Below are 24,617 nucleotides of genomic sequence, written 5' to 3'. Positions count from 1 at the left end.
ACTCGCGGCGCGCCGACTCAGGCGTGCAGACCAGGACGGCCCGGTGCCAGGTGCGCAACGCCAAGCTCGGTGTCCCCGGTGCCGGCGAGATCGGCCAGCGCCTGCCCGAGCACGGGAGCCAATTTGAACCCGTGGCCGGAGAACCCGACTCCGAGCAGCACGTTGGGCCGTCCTGGGTCAGGCCCGAGAACACCGTGCCCGTCGGTCGTGTAACCGTCCATGTAGGCGGCGAGTCGTGACGGGGTTCGCCACAGCTCGGGCAAGAAGGCGAGTGACGCCTCGGCGAGGAGCTGTTCTTCAGCGACGCTCACCGAGCGTTCCAAGCGGTCGGGATCTTCGACGTCCGCGAAGGGCGTCACCAGACCGACCTTCACAGTGGTGCCTTCGACGCTGGGGGTACCGAAAACGCGGTGCTGGTCGTTCTCGCGGACGAAGATCGGGAACCGGTCTGGGCGGTAGGCGTCGATGTCGGGCGGGGTGAACCAGGACAGCAGAATCCGGCGAGGCGTCACCGCTGCCGCAGACTGCAAGGCTTGCGCCCACGGACCCGTGGTGACCACCACTCGGCGGACCCTCCATGATCGGCCGTCGTCGGCGGTCACGGTGACCCCGTCAGCGTCGGGATCCAGTTGTGCGATGCGGCATCCGGTCTGCAGCCGCGCGCCAGCTGCAACAGCCTGCTGCGCCGCTGTCACGACCGCGTACTCGGGCCGCAGCAGACCGGACTGCTCGTCGTGAATGGCAACCTCGCCGTCGACCAGGCGGTGCTGCGGAAACCTCTCAGCGACCTGGTCCGGCTCAAGCACGGTGTGCGGAAGGTCGAACTGCTCACAGCAGGCACGCGCAGTCTTGATGTGCTCGGAGTCCTGATCACCGATCATCAGCCCACCGCACATGGTGAGCAGATCACGTCCGGACTCCGACTCCAGCCGCCGCCAAAGCCGTTGGGCGGCGAACAACAACGGCACGTACTCAGTGCCCTCGAGGTAGGCCGTCCGGAACAGCCGGCTCTCGCCACCCGCCGCGCTACGGTCATGACCCGGCCCGAACTGCTCAAACCCGATCGCCGACACACCTACTGCGGCCAGCCGCCACAATGTCATCGACCCGACCGTGCCGACACCGACAACAGCCACTTCTGCGTCCACGTCATCTCCTCCTGAATATCAGATGTTGCGTCACAGCACGGGGAATTGGGTTCAGCGCCGCGCAGCGGTCGGCTGCAACCGCGCCTACGGCGTTGCTCGGCTCTTCACCGGCGCCTCCGCGGCGGAAGATCGAGCGAGTGAGAGGTGACGGGTCTCCGGTGCCCACGCCCACGAGGTGACAAGCCCCAGGAGCAGCACCGATGTTGCGATCAGCATGGTCGGTCCGGTCCCGATTCCCTCGATCGCGGTCGGCAGCAGGAACGTACCGACAGCCGCGCCTACCCGGCTGACCGCTGCCGCCAGGCCGACGCCCGAACTGCGGACCTCGGTCGGGAAGATCTCGCTGGGATACACCGTTTCCAGGTTGCCGGCCGCGGTCACCACCGCGGCGAACACCGCGAAGCACACAACCACGAGCAGTGGCGGCGGATTGGCGATCACACCGAGCAGACCGAGCGCGACCGCCAGGACGGCGAACGACCAGATCACGAACCGCCGCCTCGAGATCCGGTCCATGATCACCACTCCGACTATTGCGCCGAGCAGCAGAAACAGGTTCGAGCTGATCTCGCCCACGAAACCGCTGAGCCCGAAGGTGGTCAGCACCTGCGGTAGGAAGGTGAACAACGCGAAGTAGGGCACCACCTGGCAGAACCAGAACAGCGCGGCGAACGCGGTACGAGTTCGGTAGCGACGACTGAACAACGTCTTGTAGCGCGCCAGCTCACCAGACGTCGATCCCACCAGGTCGTCGATGCCGTACTCGCTTCCCCAGTACTTGGCGACAACCTGCCGGGCCTCCTCCAGCCGTCCCTTCGCGACGAGCCAGCGAGGCGACTCCGGTGTGCCCAAGCGCAGGGCCAGCACGGCGGCGGCCGGCAGGGCCGATGACGCCAGCAGCCATCGCCACTGATCCGGCGCGTAGTTCGCGAACACCGCGCCGACCGTCAACGCTGCGACGAACCCGAAGGTCCATACGGCGTTCAGGGACGCGAGAAGACCGCCGCGCTGCCGTCGAGGCGCAATCTCCGACAGCAGTGCCGCACCGATCGCGTAGTCCGCACCGATCGCGATCCCGATCAGCAGCCGCAGTACCAGCAGTTGCTCGGCGTTGGCGACGAACAGCTGCGCGATCGACAAGACGATGAACAGCGACAGGTCCCCGACCAGCATCTTCTGCCGACCCACCCGGTCGGTTATCCAGCCTGCGATCAGGCTGCCCAGGAAGATGCCCGCCAATGCAGCGCCGCCCAGCAACCCGGTCCACCAGCTGCTCAGGCCCAGCTCTGGCGTAGCGCCGTCGAGCGCGAACCCGATCACACCGAGGATGTAGCCGTCGACGAACATCCCGCCCGCGGTGTAGGCCGTTGCACGCAGGTGGAACCGCGTCATCGGCGAATCATCAATGCTGCGGGGCGTCGTCAGCCGACGGTCAGAAGAACTAGGCAAGTCAGTCATGTTCCCTCCGGGGGATCGACCAGACTTAGTTCAAAATTTTAAAATTAGGCGCCAAGTATTCGGACCGGCAGAAAGCCTGTCAACCCTCCGCGCCGCTGACAGCTACGCTGGTGCCCATCTGCCCCAGGGGGAGCGAAGGCCATGATGAGCAGCAAGTTCGACGATGCCGAGCGCGGCAGTACGCCCCTTGAGACGATAGGCAAGCGGCTGCGGGATCACCGCAAGCGTTCTGGGATGACCCTCGCCCGCGCGGCGGAAGCGTCGGGACTCTCGCCCGCTTTCATCTCGCTGCTCGAGAACGGCAAGTCCGACGCGAGCGTCGGCCGGCTGACGCAACTGGCCACCGCCTACGGGATGCGGGCTTCCGATCTGCTGCGCGAAGGCGAGGAGTCCGCAGCGGACGACCGCAGGGTGATGCCCCAGTTGGGTCGCTACGACTCCCCGCAAGAGGGCGTCACGTACTGCTTGTTCCACGATGAGGACGGCATCCTGCCGGTGCACGTCGAGATCAAGCCCCGCGGGGGTTGGTTCGAACACTCCATCCACCCAGGTGCGGAGACGATCTACTGCCTGTCCGGAAACGTCGAGGTGGCGGCCGGCGACGAGATCTTCCAGGTGGGACCGGGGGACCGCTTGCGCATCCCGTCTTTGGTTCGGCACCGGCTGCGCAACATCGGCCAGGAGTGCGCGGAACTCTTCGCGATGGTCGCCGACCCGACCTTCGAGGTGCGCAACGGGCGTCTCAGGAATGGTTCGGCGTCGCGGCAGTGAAATCGCGGTCCGACCAGGCAGGATGACCGGGGTCCGCGGGCGGCGTCGAGGCTTCGGCTCCCTGATTGCGTGATCACGAATGGCTTGAACGGTCTCGGGAAGTCGCTAGACGAGCAGGATTCCTTTGCGCAGCAAGGTGAATCCCACTTTGCCGAAGGGCTGGAACCCCCTCGGCCCGGCCCTTCGGCCAACCGCGCCTTGCACCGGGCGGCGGGTGCAGCGCATGCTACTGACCTGCAACGGAGCGGTGGAGGTGACTGATGTCGGTCGGACCGACCTTGATCGGGTCCGTGCAACGGGCGCTGCACCTGCTCGACGCGGTCGGCGCCAGTGAACGACCGGTCACCGCGAAAGCGCTTGCGCGCGGTGCGGAACTTCCGCTGGCGACGACGTACCACCTGCTGCGCACTCTCGTCCACGAGGGCTACCTGCGCAAACTCGATGACGGCTACGTGCTCGGCGAGCAGGTGGGCGCGCTGCGGCAGCACAACTCGCTCCAGGCCCTGCTGCCCAAGATCCGACCGGTGCTCCGCGCGCTCCGAGACGAAGTCGGTGGCGCGGCATACCTCTCGCTGTTCTCCGGCAGCGAGATCAAGATCGTCGACATCGTCGACGGACCCGGCACCCCTTCGGTCGACCTGTGGGTAGGAGTGCAGGAGGCGGCGCACGCGACCGCATTCGGCAAATGCATTCTGTCCTGCCTCGACGCCGACGGCCGACGCGACTACCTCGCCGGAAACCAGCTCGCGGACCTCACCCCGCACACGATCACTGACGCGCGGGTACTCGAACAGCGGCTGTCCCAGTGCACCGACGTCTTCAACGACTGCGAGGAGTACCTCCTCGGCACAGCCTGCCTCGCGACGCCGGTGCGCGCGCCCGGGGTCATCGGCGCGGTCGCGATTTCGCTTCCCTCGCACCGCTTGCGCTCCGCCGAGCCGCGCTCGCTGCAGCGTGCCTCCGAACGGGTGTCCCGAGCTTTCGCGCTCACCAGCTGACCGGGCGCCTGACCAGGGCGTTGTCAGCATCTGAAAACCGGACTGTTGTCCGGCTCACATCGCTGCGAACACAGTGACCACCACATCTGCTGGGAGGTCACATGCAACCGCAGGACAGGCTCGACCTGTACCGCACGATGGTCTTGATCCGCACCTACGAAGAGGCCATCCTCCGCGAGTACCACGCTGACAAGAAACCCGTCTTCGACATCGGCGCCGGCCTTGTCCCGGGCGAAATGCACCTGTCCGCCGGCCAGGAACCGGTCGCCGCCGGCGTCTGCGCACACCTCACGACGGACGACGCGGTCACCGCGACCCACCGGCCGCACCACTTCGCCGTCGCGCACGGCGTCGACCTCGAGAAGATGACCGCTGAGATCTTCGGCCGGGTGACCGGGCTGGGCAAGGGCCGCGGCGGGCACATGCACCTGTTCGACCCGGCCACGCATTTCTCGTGCTCGGGCATCATCGCCGAGGGCTACCCGCCCGCACTGGGCCAGGCCCTGGCGTTCCGGCGACGCGGCTCCGACCGGGTCGCGGTGGCAGTCACCGGTGAGGGCGCGGCGAACCAGGGCGCATTCCACGAATCGCTCAACCTCGCCGCGTTGTGGAAGCTGCCGGTCGTCTTCATCGTCGAAGACAACGACTGGGGCATTTCGGTACCGCGGAGCGCGTCCACCTGCGTCACGTCGAACGCGGTCCGGGCCGCTGGCTACGGAATCCCCGGTGCGCGCGTCGAGGACAACTCCGTCGAAGCCGTGCACGAGGTCGCGGGTGAAGCGATCACCCGGGCCCGCGCCGGTGAGGGCCCGAGCCTGATAGAGGTGCACACCCTTCGCCTGTGGGGCCACTTCGAGGGCGACCCCCAGAGCTACCGCTCCGATCTGGAAGGCGTGCCGGGCAAAGACCCGCTGCCCACCTTCGAACAAGAACTGCGCGCGGCCGGTGTGCTCGACGACCCGTCGGTCTCGGCCGTCGCGGCACAGGCCCGCGACCGGGTCGAAGCAGCGATCGAGTTCGCCAAGCGCAGCCCCGAACCCGAACCCGCGACCGCGCTGGACTTCGTGTTCGCGTCGGCCTGAACCCATCACGGAGGACACGCAGCAATGACGCTCACTGAACCTTCACCGGCCACCCGTGCACAACGCAAGCTCAGCACTGCGAAGGCGATGGTCGAGGCGATCTCGCAGGAGATGGAGCGCGACCAGGACGTCTTCGTGCTCGGGGAAGACGTCGGAGCCTACGGCGGAATCTTCAGCTCCACCACCGGGCTGCTCGACAAGTTCGGACCCGAGCGGATCATCGACACCCCGATCTCGGAGACCGCGTTCATCGGCACCGCCATCGGCGCGGCGGTCGAGGGCATGCGGCCGATCGTCGAGCTCATGTTCGTCGACTTCTTCGGCGTCTGCATGGACCAGATCTACAACCACATGGCGAAGATCCACTTCGAGTCCGGCGGCAACGTCAAGGTCCCGATGGTCCTGGCCACCGCGGTGGGCGGCGGGTACTCCGACGGGGCTCAGCACTCGCAGTGCCTGTGGGGCACGTTCGCACACCTCCCCGGGATGAAGGTCGTCGTCCCCAGCAACCCCGCCGACGCCAAGGGGCTGATGACCTCGGCGATCCGCGACGACAACCCGGTCGTCTTCCTGTTCCACAAGGGGATCATGGGTCTGCCGTGGATGGCCAAGAACCGCCGCTCGATCGACCACGTTCCCGACGGTGAGCACGTGGTACCGATCGGCGAGGCGAGCGTCGCTCGTCCCGGCTCCGACGTCACCATCGTCACCCTTTCCCTGTCGGTGCACCACGCACTCGACGTCGCCGAGGAGCTGTCCCCGCAGGGCATCGACTGCGAGGTGATCGACCTCCGCAGCCTCGTGCCACTCGACACCGAGGCGATCCTCGAATCGGTCGGGCGGACCGGCCGACTCCTGGTCGTGGACGAGGACTACCTGTCGTTCGGGCTCTCCGGCGAGGTCATAGCGCGCGTCGTCGAGCGCGATCCCACCGTGCTGCGTGGTCCGGCGGCTCGGGTGGCCGTGCCGGACGTCCCCATCCCCTACGCGCGCCCCCTCGAATACGCGGTGCTGCCTACCCCGAGCCGGATCCGCCAGGCTGTCCTTGAACTGGTGAACGCATGACCGATATCGCGTTTCCGCAGCTGTCCGACGCCGTTCCCGATGCCGAAGGTGTCGTCGCCACCTGGTTCGCCGCCGACGGCGACACCGTCGGTGAAGGCGACCTCATCGCCGAGGTCGCGGTTGACAAGGTCGACGTGGAAGTGCCCTCCCCGACTACCGGCGTCCTCAAGCTCCTCGTGGCGGAAGGAGCCGTCGTGAAGCAGGGCGCGTTGATCGCCCGCATCGAATGAAGGCCGGACCGCCGCCGACTCGCACCGCGCCGTCGGCGGCGGCCGCGGCCATCGCGGATGTAGCTGGGCGACGAACGCCCTGAAACCCGAACAGTCCGGCGGAGGCACACTCACCCCCAGCAACACCGGCAGTCGGGGCCCGCTGTTCGACACCCCGATCATCAACCCAGCCTCAGGTCGCAATTCGGCACCGGCACGATCGTCGAACGTGCCGCGGCGACCCGTGAGGCGCACTGATTGCGCGTCGCCGTCCGATCGATGCTGTATCTCTTCCTGTCGTTTGTGGCTCGTGTTCGGTGGGCAGCAGCAGTCCTGTGCATCGTGGCCTCGTTCGAAGGCGAAGCCGGCTTGCCCGATGTAGATCGTTACACGCTGCTGCAGTGGAGTCGTCGCGCGAATACATCGCAGGCCTTGGCGCTGCGATCGAAGATCGTGCTGACTTGCGCGGAAGGCCGGAACAACAAGGATGTCGCCGCCAGGCAGGGAATCCGGCCGCACACGGTGGAAAATCTCAAGGAGCGCAGGGAAGACCGGGCACCACAGGAAGAGGCAAGCCCCGAGGTACAGGAACGCATCAGGGCCAGCTTCGAGAACCCGGCTGCTCCCAGCATCGATTATCGATGGCCGGACGCCGCTTCACACCCGCTCTCGCCAAGAACAGCTGACAAGCATCAACATCCCACAAACGCCTCGATTGAGTGGTGCAGGCACGACCTATCGCGAAGCTCGGTCAGCGTAGGCGGGCATGCTGTGTTGAAGGGACCCGTGGGACGCCGGAATCCAGCTGAGGACGTTTGTATCGCGGGAAGGACGATAAACGCTGACCAGCTGCCTATCGATCAGTAGCGGGAAGCCAGTGGATATCCTGAGATTGTCATCGATTCGTTGCCGAGCACACGTAACAGATGGTTCTCGTGGCGGCATTCGGGTGATCATGAATCGTCGCGACTTGAGGGCCTCCGACCAAACCATATAGTCACCGGGTGCCGCCAGAGCCCACGATTCCACAGTTAGCCGCCGAACAACCGGCCCTGCCCGGGCTGACCGCAGCTCACCTGGTCGAGACTGTTCCACAGTTGGACGACTCAGGTGCCAACACTGCGGACCGCTATGACTGGCAGGCCGCGATGGCGACAGCGGATGGCCTTGCGCTGTACCTCGACGGCCTGGGAGATGACGGCCGTCTTCGTCCGGACTGCCGGGACAAGGTGCTGTGCGAGTGGCAGGAAGACTGGATCCTGTTTTCTGGCGAGAACGTCGAGTTGGTGTCCGGCAAACATCGCGATCCGTCGGCGGGCGCCTACACCACGGTCACCAAGCTCGTTGACGACGGCGGGCTGGCACATTTGTTCAACCGATGGAGTGCCTTCCAGGAGACGACGTTCTGCCGGTTAGTCACCTCGGGCGGTCTGGCGGGTACGGGAGAGCCCAAGGATCTGCTGGCGGCTGCGGACTTCTGCCGGTCCTTGCAGTCGGCCGGCAAACCCGTCAGCGTCAACTCCGAGCATGCCGGCATCATCACCCATCTGCGTAGGACGATCACTAACTACGATGACGGCACAAGGCAACGATGGACGGGAGGCGGATCATCACCGGCTGCCACCGAACACGAGCGTGACGCTGAGGTCGCTCGGTTTCTAGCTTCCTTGACCATCGACGAGAAAAGAATTCAGCGTGACTACCTCTCCTTCGCTGCCCCGAACATGTACGCCCAGCCAGTCCTGAACCGGGTAGGAGCGACCGGGTCGGCGATAGCAGTCTGGGAAGCGGTGCTGACTGTGTTTCGGGCACGGATGCGGGCGCGAGGTCCGCTGCCGACAGGCGGTCTACCGGTTGTGTTGCAACGCCGTGATGACTCTTCGGAGATACCCGTGGAGACACAACGAACGCTGGCAGCTCGTACGGTCACGATGCGAGATATCGAGACAACCATCAACACGGCTTTGACGATCCCTGGTGGCTACGAACCAGTGCCGCGGATGCCGCGAACCTCCCGCTTGGAGGTCAAGATGGACGTTGGCGGCTGCTCGGACAATGCGATCGAGCGAGCGCTGAGCTTACGGACGGACTACCAGGACTACTGGCGCCACCGCGAAAGTGGCGACCCGACAGCCAGAGTAGAACGAAAGCAGCTGGAGCGGCTGCTGCACCGCCTCAGCGACAGGGCTACCGAGTCTGCCCAGCCGCAAGGTGCCATCTTGTGGCGCCGGATGCAGTCCGAGATCGACACACTGGAACAGGAACAGCTTCCCGCCGGCATAGACACCGACACGGCCTTGGGCGGTGTTTGCGACCTCGCAGGTCAGTGCAAGGTCTGGTTCGGGCCGAGGTTCGACATCGATGCCGTCATAGCGAGCAGGCGCACGGCATTGGAGGCCGAGACGTGACCGACTTCCACCAGGCCGAACTGGCGCTGCTGCGCGAGGATCTAGCCTACCATCAGGCCCGCATATTGCTACTGGTCACGGCTGTCTCCGGCACGAGGGGACACGCCGGCAAGCTGGACGGCCTCACCAAACTCGCTAAACTAGACTTCCTACTGCGCTATCCGGCACTGGCATCTGAAGTTCTCGATCGCCTGGATTCTCACGATGCTCGGTTGCATCTGGCCACTGAGGACATTGCCGCGCCCACCGAGGTTGAGGCACCGATGATTCGCTACAAGTACGGGCCGTGGGATGACCGCTACTACGCCGTAGTCGGAGCGCTGATTGGTCGCGGCCTGCTGCGTTACGCCCCGGGACGAAAAGGCAGCGTCGCCGTCAGGCCTACACCCGCCGGGCGGCGCCTGGCCAGCCAATTGGCCGCAGGCAACCAGTGGACCGAGATCGCCGACCGCGGCGCCGCCATCGCTCAAGCCTCGGCAGGGATGACAGGGACCCAGTTGAAAGACCTCATCTACCAACGATTGTCTGACCTGATGGACCGTCCTCACCGGCAGGTGATCCGATGACCGTCCGATTTCGCATCGACTCCGTGAGCCTCGATACCACCGAAGGCCGCGTCGAGTACAGGTTCGCCTCCGATCTCACGGTGCTAGCGGGCCCAACCGGCGTGGGAAAAACGACGCTGCTCGAATTGATCAAGTTCGGGTTCGGTGCCAAGGCCACCTTGGCACCCGTCGCGACAGCACACGTCGATTCCGTCACCTTAGAGATACGGATCGGCGAGGAGCAACTGCGCCTTGTTCGTAGCCTGGACAAAGCCAAGAGCGGAACAGTGCGCGTCACCGATCTGATCACCCAGGAACGTTTGCCAGACCACTATGTCGGCGACAAGCAGCCAGCCCTGAACACCCGGCTCATGCAGTCTCTGGGCCTGCCCGACGACATGCGCGCCGCCGGAAGCAAGAGCAAGCGGGAAGGCCCCCGCATCACCTTCAACGACATCCTGGCCTACCTCTATATCCCGCAGAGCGAGATCAACCGCGACATCGCCCACAGCCAGGAAACCTTCCGCGAACCCAAACGCAGAGCTGTCTTCGAACTTCTTTTCGGCCTGACCGACTCGGAGATTCTCAAGTTGCGGTCGGAGATCAACAGGCTCAACGGAGCGATCGACGCGGCGGAAACAGAGCACCACACTGTGGTCAAATTTCTCCGGGATAGTGGCACCAGCAGCCGTGAGGAAGCCGAACTCGCGCAAGCACGTGTCCAACTGGCTCAGACTGAAGCCCAGAACCAACTTGCCAAGCTGCGAGACTCCCTCGACCCGGTGGCCGACCGAGAGACACAGACCCTGCGCGACTTACTTACCGAGACCGAACGTGGCCTCGCCGATACCCGGGCCGCAGATGCAGACCTATCACGTCGCCACGCCCAGTACACCGCTGAGCGTCGCCGCGTGCAGGGTGACCTCGACCGGCTCGGTCGCATGCGTGACGCCGGTGAGCGCCTCGCCGACATCGAATTCACCGTCTGCCCGCGATGCATGCAATCGATACAGCAGAGGAAAGTGCCCCACGGTGCCTGCCGGCTCTGCCTCCAAGACGACCCGGTACAGCCAGACAAGGGTCAAGACCAGTACGAGATCCGCCAACTCACCGCGCAACTCGCCGAAATGGACGAGCAGATCACTGCGGTGTCGGTTCAGCAGGAAGCGCTCCTCCGCGCGACCACCGAGCGGGAACGGCTCATCGCACATCTCACGACAATGCTGGACCAGCGAACCGCACAACGGGTCGCCCCTCGCCTGCAAGCTTTCAGCGACGCCTCTGAACAGGCCGCCACGGCCAAGGCCGAGCAGCACCACTGGGAGGCGGTCCTACGCCAGTGGGACGTGGTCGCGGACCTCCAAGGCACAGCTGACCTGCTGAGTAACGAACGCAATGATACGGAACGACAACTCGAGACTGTTCAACAGACGCTGCAACAGCGCCGCGAAAGGATCCTCAACGAGATCAGTGAGGAGTTCGATGCCACGGTTCGCGCCTTTGGGATCCCGGGGGTCGTGACTGCGGCGATCGACAACGAGAAATACCTGCCTGTCCTCAACGGGAAAATCTTCTCGAGAGATAATCAGCTCGCCGGAGGTACCACCACCGCCACTCAGGTCGCCTACTGGTGCTCGCTGCTTTCGGTCGCCATGCGCAACTCCGAAACCACCTACCCGGCCTTCCTGCTCATCGACAGCCCCCAGCTCGCGCTGAACGCCGAGAACAATCTCACCGCAGCCATGTACCGCAGACTCACCACCCAAGTCGATGCGCAGCCTGGCCGACTGCAGATCATCATCGCCGACAACAAACTTCCTGCCAGCTACCGCGGTTACCACGCTCAAATCGACTTCGACTACTCCCGCCCCACCGTCTCCACTATCACGCACCCTGGCCCCGCTCAAGTGACCACCATCGGCGAAAGCGTCAGCACCACTCAAGAGGAGTAAGACACAAGCAGGCCCGATGACCTCTTAGATGTGAAAGATGCAATCAAGCGCCGCGCAAGGCTCCTACGTCTCACCGCATGCCGGCCGCGTCCTGTTCGGTGAGCACGCTCAACGCTGGATGGACACGTGGAATGTCGAAGTCACCACCGCCGTCCGCGATGCGTCGATCATGCGCACCCACGTACTGCCTCGGTGGGGCGCGTGGTCGCTGTCGAAGGTCGATCGCTTGGTGATGCAGGCGTGGATCACCGAACTGTGCGATAAGCGTTCACGCGCAACCGTCCTGGAGTGCTACCACTCGACCTCAAACGTGCTCAAGTCGGCAGTGCTCTCGTCACTGGCGACCGTTTTGCCGGTCGGTTGCGGCATGATCTCGGGTGTACTGGGGGCAACAATTCAGGCCCTCTGGTTGTGAGGCGCTTCCGCCCCCCATCCGAAACATCAGCGCCTCGTCGCGCACCGCGACCAGGGACAGAACCTCGGAGCGTTGCTTCCTGGCCCTCAACGTCCCTCGACCTGACAGGCCGCAAGAGTCTCGCCGATGATCGACGCGTTGATGACCGCGCGTGCCGGAGCGGTTACGATGTCCGCGATCTTCTCGCAGCGAGGGAGTTTCCATGTCCTCTGACAGCATGGCCTGGGCACGCGGCCGCGAGGGTGTTCTCGGCCCCTCCGCCGACCTGGACACCGGCGTGCCGACCGCCGCCCGCGTCTACGACGTGATGCTCAACGGAAAGGACAACTACGCCGCGGACCGGGAGATTGCCCAAGCCAGCCTCGCGGTGATGCCGGAGCTCAAAGAGATCGCGATCCACAACCGGGAGATGCTGCACCGCGTCGTGCGGCATGTCGCCGCAGAGGAGGGGATCACCCAGTTCCTCGACCTCGGGTCCGGGCTGCCGACGGCGAGGAACACGCACGAGGTCGCGCAGGAGGCGAACGCCCAGGCCCGCGTCGTGTACGTCGACATCGATCCCATCGTGCTCGCCCACGGCCGTGCGATCCTGGCCAACGATGCGAACGCGCGGGTGGTCACCGCCGACATCCGTCAGCCGCGCAGCGTGCTGGACCACCCGGACACGCGCGAACTGATCGATTTCGACCAGCCCGTGTGCGTGATGCTGTGCGGCATCCTGCACCACCTCCTCGACGAGGAGGACCCCCAGGGCATCGTCGATTTCCTGCGCGAGGCGGTCGCGCCCGGTTCTTTCTTCTTCATCACCAACTTCACGAGGCTCGGCGACGCGCCGGAGTCGGTCGAGCTGGAGCGGGTGCTGCTGTCCCAGCTCGGCACCGGACGCGTTCGCACCCCGGCGGAGCTCGCCCAGTTCTTCACCGGGCTGGAGCTGCTCACCCCCGGGATCGTCCCGCTGCCGCTGTGGCGTCCGGACGCGCCCGTCACCGATGCCACCTCCATCGCGGCCCGCTTCATGACCGGTGGTGTGGCGCGGAAACCGTAGGCCCGATGCCACCTGGCGGAGCAGGTTTTCCGCGGCGCAGCAGGCAGATCGACGTGCGTGCTCACTACGCGCGACCTCGTCGAGCGAAGCATTGGCGCTTGTGCGTTCCCGGGCACCGTCGGCCGCAGGTACGCCCGCAACATCCGGTGTGCGCGTCGCAGCCACGCCGCTCCGGCAGGCGAATGTGGCCGACCGGAACTGCGCGAAAAGCGTCGGGCAGTCGGTCAGGCGAGCATCTCGTCCGGCAAGCCGAGCTCGGTCGCGGTCGCGTAGAAGGCGCCCATGCCGGCAAGCAGGGCATTGCGGCTTCGCGTGCTCATGGCATCCAGCACTTGCTTGAGGTCGGCTTGGCGTTCCCGGCGGGACTGGCGGAGAAGGCGGCGGCCATCTCTGGACAACTGGAGCATGACCTCGCGGCGATCACCCTCGCTGGCCACCCGGTCGAGCAGTCCGGCGGCCTGGAGCCGATCGCACAACCTGCTCGTCACCGACGGAATCGAACCCAGCTCATCGGCCAGGCTCATGAGGTTGATGGCGCCGTGCCGGTCCACGACGACGAGCGCTCGCAGCTGCGGCGCCGAGACCTTGGGCTTGATGCGTTCGGCGCTGCGCGCCCAGACAACCATGAGCATCTCAACGCCGGCCTCGAAGTCGTCCAGGGCTTCGGAGGAAACAGAATCGGGTTCGCGCACCAGAACAATCCTCCTAGCCGGGTGCTTCACGGTCCTTCGTCGGGCCCCCGGACGCATTCTGTCACGCCAGCATTCAACATCGCCCGCAGTTGAGCGGGCCCAGGTGAAGCCGGAGAAATGGTGACCGTCCCCACGCGTCTGGAGTGCATCGACCGAGCCCTGCGCACCGCTCCCGCCCACGAATTACCGGGCGTGCTCGAAGCCGTGCTGAGGCGACATTTCGGCGTTGCCGGGTTGGAGATCTATCTGGTCGATCTCAGGCTTGCGGTCCTGGAACCGGTGCTCGAACCCGAGGGCCCCGGCATTCCTCTGGTGGCGACTGTGGAAGGTCGTGTTTTCTGCGACCAGGTGCACGTCCAGCAACCGCTGGATCACGAAGTGGCGCTTCATCTGCCGATGACCGTGCGGGGCGACCGGCTGGGCATCCTCTGGCTGCGGCTGCCCGATGCTCCCGACGAAGCGACTCGTGAGGAACTGGCGGAAGCAGCCGCGCTCGCTGCGCACGCCATCACCCTCGCGGAGGTGGCGACCGATCGATATCGGCGAGCTCGGCGCCCCCAACGTCTGACGCTCGCCGCTGAGATGCAATGGCAGCTGTTACCAGTGCGTTCCGTGGAGTGCGGTTCCTACCGGCTCGCGGGCCAGCTCGAACCCGCCTACGCCGTCCGCGGCGACAACTTCGACTGGGCCCATGACATCGATTCGCTGACCGTCGCGGTCACCAACGGCATGGGAGAAAGCACCTCCGCCGCCATGCTGACCACTTTGGCGATCACCGCGCTGCGCAATGCCCGTCGCAGCGGAGCCAACCTCGCCACGCAGGCAGCCCTCGCCGATCAGGCCATCTGGTCACACCATGCGGGTTCTCAGCACGTCTCCACGCTCCTGATGCAGATCGACCTGCTCTCCGGCGAGGTCTGCGCCATCGACGCCGGCTCGCCCAGGTTGTGGCGCGTCCGCGACGGTGGTGTCGAGCGGATCGACCTGGACGCCCAGCTCCCGCTCGGGATGCTCGACGGCACCGAGTACGACGTGCAGCACTTCCAGCTCGAACCAGGCGACCGGCTCTTCGTTCTGACCGACGGCATCTACGACGCCGTGCTCGCAGACCGCAACTACAGCACCAGTGCATTGCGACGAGCACTGGGCAACAGCCGCCACCTTGAGCCCGCCGAAGCTGTGCGATCGCTGCTCAGCGACCTCCGCGCCTTCCTCCAGGACAGCGACCTGGACGACGACGCCGTGGCGGTGTGCGTCGACTGGCTGGGGCCACACCACGCTGAAAGCATTGCGACGGCGGAACGGAACTGGATCCTGCTCTGATCCCTTCATCCGATTTAGTTGTCTTCTGACAAGAAATATGCGGGGAGGCAATGGCGCCGTGGCCCAGAGCGATGCGGAACGATGATCGGGCTCAACACCGCTTGCTTGTCCTACGGCAAATAAACTATAAGATCCCTTGAGCTGCGCTGCGTACAGCCAAGGTGTGCAGAGGCGCCGCGACGACTGGAACGAGCCACGAGACGACTCGCCTGCGCACGGAGGGACAACTGAATGACTCCTGAGAACCGGACTCCCGGCCCCCGCACCGAAGAAGCGCAGGCTGTGGTGGTCCGCGAGAGCATCAGGAAAAGACCGTCGCCTGGACCGAGCGTCCAGGCGACCTTCCCCCGGCCCGACGCGGTCGTCATCACCGTCAGTGGAACAGTCGACGTCGAGACGGTCGACAAGCTCGAGACGATCCTCTGGCCGCAGCCGACGTCGATGACACAACTCGTCGTCGTCGACCTCAGCACCATGTACCTGCTCAACGTCCCGGACCTGCAACTACTGACCCACGCCCACATGCTGGTCCAAGCGCGTGGCGGAACCCTCCGCGTCGTCACCTCGAACCGAGCCGTCCAGGAGGCACTCCAGGCAGCCGGCCTCCACGCCCTGCTCGAGTGCCACAGCACGATCGACACGGCGCTCACACCGACGACAGCGCCCCCGGGCGGTTCTCACCGAATCCGCTGACGTCGCAGATCTTCGACGAAGGAGAATTGCAGCCGATCCACCAATGCCGTCACCGGGGAGCTTGCGGGTCGGACGAAGGATCCTTCGTGGCCTGCAGCTCGCCCGCCGGCAGCCGGTCGGCGCCCCAGCTGCGCTCGACGTAGCCGATGATCCGCGCGACGTCCTCGGTGGGCACGCCCTCCGGTTCCCCGCGCTCGAGCGGGTCGGCGTGGAAGATGTAGAGCCGCGAGGCGAACTGGTCGAACGGCAGCGAGGCCTCACCGAACCGCTCACCGTTGCCCGCGGTGGAGACCACGACGCCGTCGCCCCAGTCCTGGCCGCTGTCGTTGTTCGGATTGAAGAAGTACACCCGCATGACGTCCTGCGGATCCGGCGCGACCCGCAGGATCGTGATCGCGTGCCAGCCGACGTAGCGGGCCGCGCTGTCGGTGACGGCGACACCCGCCGGCTGCGGGTGGATCACCGGTTGCCCGCCGTTGTAGGACGGGTGGTAGCTCGCGTGGAACTGCCGCAGGAACCCATCGAGGTCGACCAGCCTGCCGGTCGCCACCTCGACGTTGATCCAGAACCCGCGGGCCGCCCACCAGCCGTGGAACTCCGGGTTGACCCACCGGTGCGGGTCCCCGAGCCGATCGGCGCAGCGCCTGCCCATCTCGGCGTAGATCCGGTCCAGATGGGGCACCACCAGCAACGACACGGGATCGAGGTCCGTGGGCAGCGTGCTCGCGACCCCGGAGGCGCTGTCCTTCGACGAGACCGGCTGCCCCTCGAAATGCATGATGATCTCGTCGTCGCGGGCCGCCCAGACCACCACCTGCAGCAGGTAGTCCGGATCGTTGTAGGCCCACATCGACAACGCGCGAGCCGACTGGCAGGTCGGATTGTCGCCCTGCCCGACGCCGAGCGGTTGACCCAGCATCGACAGCACCCCGGCGGTCAGCCGCGCCTTCGGCTCCGGCTCGTCGCCGAACACCGTCGTCAACCGCTCCCGCGCGACCGGGGAAAGGTCGAGAGCCAACTGGCGCCACAGCGCGGGGACCACCGGAGGCTCGTAGAGGATGCCGCGGTCGAGCAGCAGCGCGAGCCCGTAGATGCACTGCGCGGTCTGCGGGTGCACGGCTTCCTCGATCAGCCGATGCACCAGGTCGCGGTAGCGCAGCAGGCAGTTGCGGCCGGTATCGGCCAGCCCGAGCGCCTCGCCGACCAGGTAGTCGCTCTCGTGCAGCAGGAACCGCAGCAGCTCGGCGTGGTAGGGCGACACCAGACCGGTGTCGTGCATCGCCCGGGCGAACCCGCTGGCCTCGTACTGCAGACCGCCGGTGTCCATCGCTTCCAGCCTGGCGCGGAAGACCTCGAGGCCCGGGTCGTCCCGGCACGCCTCGGTGGTCCCGAACAGGCTGGTGATGAGCCGGTCGAGCCCCTGCCCCGCCGACGCACCGAGGTCGACGTCCGGATCGCCGCGGTAGATCGCGATCCGGGTGATCAGCGACTGCACCTGGTCGACCTGGATCGGTCGCTGGCGCAGGATCCGCCAGATCTCGTCGACCAGCTTGTCCAGCACGCTGTCGTAGCCGATCTCGTCGGCGAGATGCCGGAACAGGTCCCGGATCAGCCGCGCGGTCCGCCCCTGCCGGGCCCGCTCCGCCTCGCTGGGCGAGGTGAACAGCAGCTCCAGGTTCATCGCCAGGACCTGGGACAAGAACTGGCGAGCCTCGTCGGCGGAGAACGTCGGGTGCGCGAACTCGCCGCGGGCGATGGCGAGCATCCGCAACTCGCTGGTCGCCTCCACCACGACGGTGTCCACGTCCCCGCTGCGCAGCCCGGGGCCGACCAGCGAAGGGAGCAGGATCTCCGGCGAGGCCCAGTCAGTCCCCGAGAACAGGCCGGCTTCCTCCAGAGCCTGGGCCCGGGCCTGGACCGCCGCAGCGCCGCCCGGTTGAAGCAGCACCCGCCGCAACGCTTCCAGGACCCGCCGCAGCTTCGTGTGCTTTCCGAAGTCGGGGGCCTCGGCCATGGCGTGAACGGCGGCGTCGAGCGAGGTCACGCGCTTGTCCAGCGTCGTGACCTCACCTGTGACGTCGGCAGTCGGTTTCAAGGGGTTCCCTCTGGTAGGTCTCCTGCGTCCGCGGAGTCGTCAGACGTAGAAGTCGAGCTCTTCCTGCTTCTTCAACAGATCGCGCATCCGGTAGGGGTCCTCACCGAAGAAGTACACCAGACCCCAGTGATTGCCGAACGCGGTCCTCTTGGTGACCGTCTCCTCCAGGGGTGCCGAGAGGTCGTGCGACTCATAGTAGTCGTCGTCCTCGGTCTCCTCCGGGATCTGCAGTTCGTTGACGACCCGGAGGCGCGGGTAGACGCCGAAGCAGCCCGCGACCCCGGACGCGTCGACGACCTCGCGCGGGAAGAAGGCGTCGATCTCCTCCTCGGTCGTCTTCGGGTCGAAGGCCAGCACCAGCCCCTGGTAGGCGTTGAACCCGTACGCCCGCTCGAGCAGTTCGAAAACCTTGAAGCCCGGCGGCCGGTAGGCGACCTCTCCGAAGTACATCTCGCCGTCACTGGTGACGAAGTACTCCGGGTGCACGAATCCGAACTCGATGTCGAAGGTCTTGATCAGCTTCTCGATCTGCGCCGTGATCTGCGGCCTGTACCGCTCCAGCTCCGGGGTCGCCGGGACGAACACCGAGTACCCGAGCGTGACGTACTCGGAAATGTTGAGGAATTTGATCTTCCCGTTGTGTATCCACGCCTCGACGGCGAACTCCCAGCCGTCGAGGTGCGACTCCATGAGGACCGGGAACTCCTCGTCCGGAATCGAGTCGATCTCGTCAGGGGTGCGGATGACGCGGTGTCCCAGGCAGCCGGCCTTGTCGAACGCCTTGAGGTGGATCGGATCGTTCGGGTCGCCGTCGAGCTTGAGCAGCGTCTGGTTGACGCGCTTGAGGAAGCGGATCACGTCGTCCCGGTCGTGGGCCTCCTCGAAGATCCCGACCCGGATCCCGCCGAGCTGCGCGCGCCGCTTCATCAACGCCTTGTCCCGCAGCAGCATGGCTTGGCCGAACAGGCGCGGGTTTCCCAGCAGAACGGAGTTGATCGCCCCGGCCCACTCCACCGTCTCCTCGAACAGCGGGATCGCGACGTCGACGCCCTCCGCCTTGAGGGTTTCGGCGATCTCCATGGAGCGGTCGTTGAGCCGCTCGAAGTTCCATCGCAGGTAAGGAATGTCATGTTCGGAGCAGTACTTCTCCGCCCAGTCCGGCGCCACGACGACATAACGCCGATCGAACCGGTCGAGAGCCTCCACCGCGTTGAGACTCCACCCGAGAAGTGCTACGTATCCCTTGTCCGAATTCTTGATGGCCGGTTCGGGCTGTGGCATGGACCGCTCCTCCGCATCGGCACACTCTGTCGCAACGTATCGCGGACACAACCGTACCCGGAAATGATGTTCCCTCAGCACGCCGAAACGAAGAATCCGACGATCCCCTGCCCTGACCTGGCATTCCTGCTAGTAACAGCACCAATCGGCGCAGTCGACCACAGTGAGTCGGCGGCAGCATCGCAGGTCCGGAACGCCTCGTGATTTGCTTGCCTTGGAGCAAGCTGTTGGGCCACGCGCTGGGCGCATGAACCGTTCTGCGCACACGCCACCGGTGTGGAAACCCTGTCGACGTCTCACCTGGTCGCAGTATGCTGCAGCCGTCGCCGATGCGAAACGCACATCACGGCCCGGTCGGCGATCTGTCCAATATGGACACCAAGAACGCCCGTGTTCGCCCGAACCCAGCCAAGACTGGACCGGGCTCTCCTCACGATAGGAACCGATCGAGTAGCGGCGGTGCGATGCGGAAATTCAAGCGTTGGCCGGGTAGTCGTCGTAGAATCCCCGGCCGGTCTTGACGCCGAGGCGGCCCGCATCGACGTACTTCTTCAGCAGCTCGCGGGGTCCGGCGGGCAGGCCGGGGTGCTCGGCGGCGTAGTGCTCCTCGATGTCCAGGACGACATCCAGCCCTACCTGGTCCATCATCCGGAACGGGCCGGCCGGGGTGCCCGAGTTGATCTGCCACATCTGGTCGACGTCCTGCGGGGTGGAGACGCCCTCCGCGACCACTGCCAGGGACTCGCGTTTGATGGCGGCCCAGATGCGGTTGAAGATGAAGCCGGTCGACTCCTTGTGCGCTTCGAAGGGGAAGACACCGTACTTGGGCAGTTCCTCCTTGAGGAGGCCGAGCACCGCCGGGTCGGTGTGCCCGTCCGACATCAGATCGATCGCGTTCTGCGCCGGCGGCATGTAGAAGTGCATGTTCACCACTCGCTCGGGGTGGGCGACCCGGTCGATGAACTGGCTGGTCGGGTACGAGGAGGAGTTGCTGGCCAGGATCGCGTCGGGCTCGGCGTCGGCGTCCAGGTCGGCGAAGAGGCTCTTCTTCAAGTCGAGCCGCTCCGGTACCGCCTCAACGGCCAGCCAGGCCCCGGCGAGCGCCTGGTCGAGGTCGTCGGTGACCTCGACCCGCCCCGGGGTGCCGCCCTCGACGCGGGTGGCCACCTCGGCGACGTTCTGCTCGACGTATGCCTTCGCCGCGTCGCCCGCGGGCCCGGACTTGTCGTAGATCCGCACCACGCCGCCGCGGGTGGTGAACATCAGCGCGATCCGCCGCCCCAGGGTGCCCGCGCCGATGACGGCCACCGGCCGGTGCTCCATATCAGTGGGAAGGGTGAAACCCATCTTCCGTTCATCTCCTCGGCTGCACCGCTCCCCGGCGGTGGATCGTGCGGTTCCGGACTGATTCCTGATGTGATGGCTGGTTGGTGCGATTCATCGAACCCTCTCGGGTCACGCGGGGAGCAGTAGGCACAACCCCGTGATCGGGTCCGGCAGAGTGACGATCTCGCGTGGTGTCTCCCCCGCGGCGGGGCCGTCGGGGAGCGGGATGGCGCACAGGTGGCCTCCGAGGTCGCAGACGTAGGCGAAGCCGGCGTCGTGGTCGACGGCGAGGCCGATCGCCTCGCTGAAGCCGGTAGCGAGGATCTCGGGGGCGCGCCCCGTGGTGCCGGGTGCAGGCAGGGGCGCCCGGTTCAAGGTGTTCCCGTGCGGAGGGGCGCCGCGGTCGGTCCAGTAGAGCCAGTCGCCGTCCAGGTGCAGGTCGATGGGCTCGGGCAGGCCACTCCAGAGCAGCTCGACATCGGAGCGGTTCGCGGCCGCCTCTCCGGCGGGGAACTCCAAGCCCGCTCGGAAGATCCGGCCCTTGCCGCCCTTGGCAGGGCCCTTCTGCGTCCAGTACAGATGCCCGCGGTTCCGGTCCACTGCCACGCCGACGCACTCGCCGAGAATGCCGTCCTCGACGGGGGTGACCACCAGGTCGGTGAGGCCGGTGCCGTCGGTGCGGACCCGAGTGACGCGGTGTCCCTCGCGGTCACCCCAGTACAGCGACCCGGCATCGTCGTGGGTGAGCTGCTTGCCCGTGGTGATCACGCCGGTGGGGACCACGTCACGCCGAGCCCCGGTGTCGAGGTCGAGGGCGTGCAGGCCGCCATTGCGCCGGGAGAAGTCCAGTCCGGCCTCGCCGGGAATCGAGGGATCGACGATCGGCGCGCCCATGGTGGTCCAGTACACGGTGCCCTGATCGACCGTGATGCCGTCCGGGCCGGGGCCGGTGTCCTCGACGAGGGTGCGCACCGTGCAGTCCTCGATGTTGATCCGCAGTACGCGTCCCGGCACGAGTTGAAGTGCCAGCAGTTCCTTCGCCACGATGGCCACCTGCAGTGCTTGTTCGACGTTCTTGGCGTGTCCGCGTGTCCAGCACCGCAGTGGGCGGCCTGTCACCAGAACCAGTCAACACCTGAGCAGCGAAGTCTGTCCAATATATGATCTGGTCATGAGTGATATGGCTGGCGATATCAGCTTCTCTCGACGACTGCTGGAACAATTTCTCGCGGTGGTTCAGGAACAGCACTTCGGCCGAGCCGCCGAACTCCTCGGAATGAGCCAGCCGCCACTCAGCCAGTCCATCCAGCGACTGGAGCGGACAGTCGGCGTGCGGCTGCTGGAACGCGGTTCCGGCGGAGTGCGGACCACCCCCGCCGGTGCGGCGTTCGCCGACGACGCACGGCGTCTGCTGGACCTGCAGACCGCCGCCGTCACCCGCGCCCGGCGGATCGCGGCCGGACTGGACGGCGAAGTGCGGGTCGGCTACGTCAGCCTGCTCAGCCACCTCTACCTGCCGACCCTGCTGCGCGCGGGCGCAGAAGAGCTCCCCGGTCTTCGCGTGCGCCTGCTGCACGGGTCATCGGCGGCCCTGGTGGACCAGATACGCACCGGCATCCTGGACCTGGCTTTCGTGCGTGACCCGGCCCGGTTGGGCGAGGACCTGGTCGCGACGGTCGTCGCCACCGAGCGGATCAGCGCCGCCGTGCCGTCCGGACACCCGCTGGCCGGCGCCGGTGCGATCGACCTGGCCCAACTGCGCGAGGAAGAATTCGTCGTACCCGACCCGGCCGCCTTGCCCACGCTCGCCGGACAGCTGCAACTCGCCTGCCGCCAAGCAGGTTTCACGCCCCGCACGGCCGCCGTCGCGGACGACCTCAGCGGCCTGCTCGGCTACGTCGCGGCCGGGCTGTGCGTCAGCTTGCTACCCGAAGGGCTGCGCAACCTCGCGGTCGACGGTGTCAGCTTCGTCCCGCTCACCGGGCCCGGGGCCGACCTCGACACCACCGTGCACGCCGTCCACCGACCCGACCCCGATGCCGCGGTCACCCGCTTGCTCTCCGTGATCACCGGCCCACGCTCACCTTTCGACGCAGCCGACCCCGCGCATGGTCTCACCACGGGCCCAGCCGACTGAGCCGGTTGTCGCTGGTCAGGCTCGGTCGGTCGTCACGACCCGCAGCGATCGTGCAAGTTTCGGTCGGCAGTCAGTTGGCGCGTTGGTGGAGGGCTTTGATCGCCAGCGGGTAAGCCTGCACTCCCAGTCCGATGATGATTCCCGTTGCCACTGGGGAGATGCAGGAGTGGTGGCGGAAGGGTTCCCGGTTGTGGACGTTGGAGAGGTGCAGCTCGATCACCGGGAGCTCGACGCCTTCGATCGCGTCGTGCAGGGCCACCGAGGTGTGCGTGTAGGCACCCGGGTTGAACACCGCGCCGATCGACTCGCCGGCCTTGACATCCCTGCCGGCCTCGTGGATCCAGTCGATCAGCTCGCCTTCGTGGTTGGACTGCCGGAAGACCAGGTCAACACCGAGTTCGGCGGCCGTCTCGCGGCACATCTGCTGAACGGTGTCCAACGTGGCGGTGCCGTAGACCTCTGGTTTGCGGGTGCCGAGGAGGTTCAGGTTGGGGCCGTTGAGCACGTGGACGGTTGTCACGGTTTTCCTTTCGCATGGGCAGAAGTCCGCAGCGGGGCGCGCATTCCCCGCTGCGGATTCGAGGTTCAGGCGGTGGCCCTGATCCGGTCGTAGTCCTCGCGGGAGACCGGGGTCGCCCCCGGCTCGCCGAGGGATTCCAATGGGATGCGGTGCGGTTCCGGTGCCGTCCACGCCCCGATCGCGGCCAGCACGCAACTGACCAGGACGACACTGCCCACGGCCAGCGGCACGTTGATTCCGGACCCCGGTCCGGCGACCAAGCTGTTGATGGTGGGGATGAATCCGGTGACCGCGACACCGATCTGCGAAGCGATGGCGACCGCGGTCACCCGGATGCGCGTCGGGAACAGCTCCTGCCAGAACGCCGGGAACACCGCGTTGTAACCCTGGTAGACGATGCCCCACATCAGGATCGCTGTGATCAGCGCCAGGATCGGGCTGCGCGCGCTGATGAAGAACAGGTAGGCGTACATCAGCACTCCGGCGCCGAGGGTGCCGACGACGAAGACCGGGCGGCGGCCGATCCGGTCGGACAGCCGGCCGACGAACGGGATCACCAGGACCGCCGTGATGTTTCCGAGGACCGGGATCCACAGGAACATCGTCTTGTCCAGCTCCAGGCCGTAGCCCGGCTGCGTCGCGTAGGCCATGCCGAATACCGTGGTGGTGACCGCGACCGCGTTGACGAAGGTCATCAGGAACACCCGCACCAAGTTCGCCCTGTGCTGCCGGAAGACCTGGCTGATCGGCGCCTTGGCCGCCGCCCGCTGGGACTGCTGTTCGCGGAAGGCAGGGGTTTCGTCGACGTTGCGCCGGATGTAGTAGCCGACGAGCACCACGACGAAACTCATCCAGAACGGGATCCGCCAGCCCCAGCCCTGGAAGGCGTCGTCGGCCAGCAGCGCGGTCAGCGGGATGAACACCGCCGCCGCGATGATCTGTCCTGCCTGGGTGCCCTGCAAGGTGAAACTGCAGTAATATCCGCGTTTCCCGAACGGCGCGTGTTCCAGGATCATCGCGTTGGCACCAGCCTGCTCACCGGAGACCGCGAAGCCCTGCATCAGCCGCAGGATGACCAGCAGGATCGGGGCCCACATGCCGATGGTCTCGTAGGAGGGCAGGCAACCGACCAGGAACGTCGAGGCTCCCATCAAGAACATGCACAGCACCAGCACGTTCTTCCGGCCGTGCCGGTCGCCCCAGCGGCCCAGCACGAACGCGCCGAGCGGTCGCGCCACGTAGGCCACGCCGAAGGTCGCCAGCGACGCCATGATCGCGACCGTCGGATTCCCCTTGGGGAAGAACAGCTGCGGGAAGACCAGGGACGCAGCGCTGGCGTAGACGAAGAAGTCGTAGTACTCCAGGGCGCTGCCGATCCAGCCGCTGGCCGCGGCCTTCTTCGGGGTTCTACCGCTCGCTGCGGTGGATGTGCTCATCGGGGGGCTCCTACGTCG

23 protein-coding genes are annotated in these 24,617 nt (G+C 66.1%); 14 read left to right on the top strand and 9 right to left on the bottom strand.

The genetic code is table 11. The features are described 5' to 3' along the window. Positions 1-17 precede the first annotated feature (17 nt). On the bottom strand, positions 18-1,148 hold the full coding sequence (gene solA, locus OU415_RS11985) for an N-methyl-L-tryptophan oxidase (RefSeq protein ID WP_270948741.1): 1,131 nt from the start codon (positions 1,146-1,148) through the stop codon (positions 18-20). A gap of 84 nt (positions 1,149-1,232) precedes the next feature. Then, positions 1,233-2,540 (bottom strand): MFS transporter, encoded by a 1,308-nt coding sequence (locus OU415_RS11980; RefSeq protein WP_270948740.1) that lies wholly within the window; start codon positions 2,538-2,540, stop codon positions 1,233-1,235. A 207-nt stretch (positions 2,541-2,747) separates the two neighbouring features. On the opposite strand from OU415_RS11980, the gene OU415_RS11975 reads away from it, so the two are divergent. The 11 genes from OU415_RS11975 to OU415_RS11925 all read left to right on the top strand — a co-directional run bounded on the left by OU415_RS11975 (position 2,748) and on the right by OU415_RS11925 (position 13,096). Beyond that, a complete protein-coding gene (locus OU415_RS11975) occupies positions 2,748-3,377 on the top strand; it encodes a helix-turn-helix domain-containing protein (RefSeq protein ID WP_270948739.1) in 630 nt (209 codons plus the stop codon). Positions 3,378-3,637: 260 nt separating this feature from the next. Further along, positions 3,638-4,375 carry an IclR family transcriptional regulator gene (locus tag OU415_RS11970; RefSeq protein ID WP_270948738.1) on the top strand — a complete coding sequence of 246 codons (738 nt, stop codon included), beginning with the start codon at positions 3,638-3,640 and terminating at the stop codon, positions 4,373-4,375. A gap of 101 nt (positions 4,376-4,476) precedes the next feature. Next, positions 4,477-5,457: a thiamine pyrophosphate-dependent dehydrogenase E1 component subunit alpha gene (locus OU415_RS11965; RefSeq protein ID WP_270948737.1), complete on the top strand. Its 981-nt coding sequence runs from the start codon at positions 4,477-4,479 to the stop codon at positions 5,455-5,457. Between the two features lie 24 nt (positions 5,458-5,481). Further along, complete coding sequence (locus OU415_RS11960; protein ID WP_270948736.1) at positions 5,482-6,522, top strand: alpha-ketoacid dehydrogenase subunit beta; 1,041 nt, start codon at positions 5,482-5,484, stop codon at positions 6,520-6,522. Continuing rightward, entirely contained in the window at positions 6,519-6,752 is a 234-nt protein-coding gene (locus tag OU415_RS11955) for a biotin/lipoyl-containing protein (protein WP_270948735.1), read from the top strand. The genes OU415_RS11960 and OU415_RS11955 overlap by 4 nt, the downstream gene beginning before the upstream one ends. 258 nt (positions 6,753-7,010) lie before the next feature. Continuing rightward, positions 7,011-7,598, top strand: coding sequence for a hypothetical protein (locus OU415_RS11950; protein WP_270948734.1), 588 nt, complete (start codon positions 7,011-7,013; stop codon positions 7,596-7,598). A gap of 137 nt (positions 7,599-7,735) precedes the next feature. Then, positions 7,736-9,139 carry a hypothetical protein gene (locus tag OU415_RS11945; RefSeq protein WP_270948733.1) on the top strand — a complete coding sequence of 468 codons (1,404 nt, stop codon included), beginning with the start codon at positions 7,736-7,738 and terminating at the stop codon, positions 9,137-9,139. Further along, the gene (locus tag OU415_RS11940) at positions 9,136-9,705 is read left to right on the top strand and encodes a hypothetical protein (RefSeq protein ID WP_270948732.1); all 570 of its coding nucleotides are present in this window, start codon (positions 9,136-9,138) and stop codon (positions 9,703-9,705) included. The genes OU415_RS11945 and OU415_RS11940 overlap by 4 nt, the downstream gene beginning before the upstream one ends. Further along, on the top strand, positions 9,702-11,636 hold the full coding sequence (locus tag OU415_RS11935) for an AAA family ATPase (protein WP_270948731.1): 1,935 nt from the start codon (positions 9,702-9,704) through the stop codon (positions 11,634-11,636). Before OU415_RS11940 ends, OU415_RS11935 begins: the two co-directional genes overlap by 4 nt. 37 nt (positions 11,637-11,673) lie before the next feature. Further along, a complete protein-coding gene (locus OU415_RS11930) occupies positions 11,674-12,051 on the top strand; it encodes a hypothetical protein (RefSeq protein ID WP_270948730.1) in 378 nt (125 codons plus the stop codon). Between the two features lie 202 nt (positions 12,052-12,253). Next, positions 12,254-13,096, top strand: a complete 843-nt coding sequence (locus OU415_RS11925) for an SAM-dependent methyltransferase (RefSeq protein ID WP_270948729.1) — start codon at positions 12,254-12,256, stop codon at positions 13,094-13,096. A gap of 224 nt (positions 13,097-13,320) precedes the next feature. Here OU415_RS11925 and OU415_RS11920 read toward each other — a convergent pair whose 3' ends face one another. Further along, entirely contained in the window at positions 13,321-13,788 is a 468-nt protein-coding gene (locus OU415_RS11920; protein ID WP_270948728.1) for a MarR family transcriptional regulator, read from the bottom strand. 117 nt (positions 13,789-13,905) lie between these two features. On the opposite strand from OU415_RS11920, the gene OU415_RS11915 reads away from it, so the two are divergent. Both OU415_RS11915 and OU415_RS11910 read left to right on the top strand, forming a co-directional pair. Further along, on the top strand, positions 13,906-15,111 hold the full coding sequence (locus tag OU415_RS11915) for a PP2C family protein-serine/threonine phosphatase (protein WP_270948727.1): 1,206 nt from the start codon (positions 13,906-13,908) through the stop codon (positions 15,109-15,111). A gap of 231 nt (positions 15,112-15,342) precedes the next feature. Further along, positions 15,343-15,804, top strand: coding sequence for an STAS domain-containing protein (locus OU415_RS11910; protein WP_270948726.1), 462 nt, complete (start codon positions 15,343-15,345; stop codon positions 15,802-15,804). 49 nt (positions 15,805-15,853) lie between these two features. Here the strand turns inward: OU415_RS11910 and OU415_RS11905 are convergent, their stop codons facing one another. From OU415_RS11905 to OU415_RS11890, 4 genes are all read right to left on the bottom strand, one after another. Beyond that, complete coding sequence (locus tag OU415_RS11905) at positions 15,854-17,899, bottom strand: hypothetical protein (RefSeq protein WP_270948725.1); 2,046 nt, start codon at positions 17,897-17,899, stop codon at positions 15,854-15,856. A gap of 39 nt (positions 17,900-17,938) precedes the next feature. Further along, the gene (locus OU415_RS11900; RefSeq protein ID WP_270948724.1) at positions 17,939-19,180 is read right to left on the bottom strand and encodes an ATP-grasp domain-containing protein; all 1,242 of its coding nucleotides are present in this window, start codon (positions 19,178-19,180) and stop codon (positions 17,939-17,941) included. 474 nt (positions 19,181-19,654) lie between these two features. Beyond that, positions 19,655-20,527 (bottom strand): 3-hydroxyacyl-CoA dehydrogenase family protein, encoded by an 873-nt coding sequence (locus tag OU415_RS11895; protein ID WP_270948723.1) that lies wholly within the window; start codon positions 20,525-20,527, stop codon positions 19,655-19,657. Positions 20,528-20,635: 108 nt separating this feature from the next. Next, a complete protein-coding gene (locus tag OU415_RS11890; RefSeq protein WP_270948722.1) occupies positions 20,636-21,550 on the bottom strand; it encodes an NHL repeat-containing protein in 915 nt (304 codons plus the stop codon). Positions 21,551-21,677: 127 nt separating this feature from the next. On the opposite strand from OU415_RS11890, the gene OU415_RS11885 reads away from it, so the two are divergent. Continuing rightward, the gene (locus OU415_RS11885; RefSeq protein WP_270948721.1) at positions 21,678-22,643 is read left to right on the top strand and encodes a LysR family transcriptional regulator; all 966 of its coding nucleotides are present in this window, start codon (positions 21,678-21,680) and stop codon (positions 22,641-22,643) included. Positions 22,644-22,713: 70 nt separating this feature from the next. Here the strand turns inward: OU415_RS11885 and aroQ are convergent, their stop codons facing one another. Continuing rightward, positions 22,714-23,163 (bottom strand): type II 3-dehydroquinate dehydratase, encoded by a 450-nt coding sequence (gene aroQ, locus OU415_RS11880; protein ID WP_270948720.1) that lies wholly within the window; start codon positions 23,161-23,163, stop codon positions 22,714-22,716. Positions 23,164-23,228: 65 nt separating this feature from the next. Beyond that, positions 23,229-24,599, bottom strand: a complete 1,371-nt coding sequence (locus tag OU415_RS11875) for an MFS transporter (protein WP_270948719.1) — start codon at positions 24,597-24,599, stop codon at positions 23,229-23,231. Positions 24,600-24,617 lie beyond the last annotated feature (18 nt).

Origin of the sequence: Saccharopolyspora oryzae, assembly GCF_027853915.1 — a bacterium.
In the GTDB taxonomy this organism is placed as follows: Bacteria; Actinomycetota; Actinomycetes; order Mycobacteriales; family Pseudonocardiaceae; genus Saccharopolyspora; species Saccharopolyspora oryzae.
This window is presented reverse-complemented; position numbering and strand designations above follow the sequence as displayed.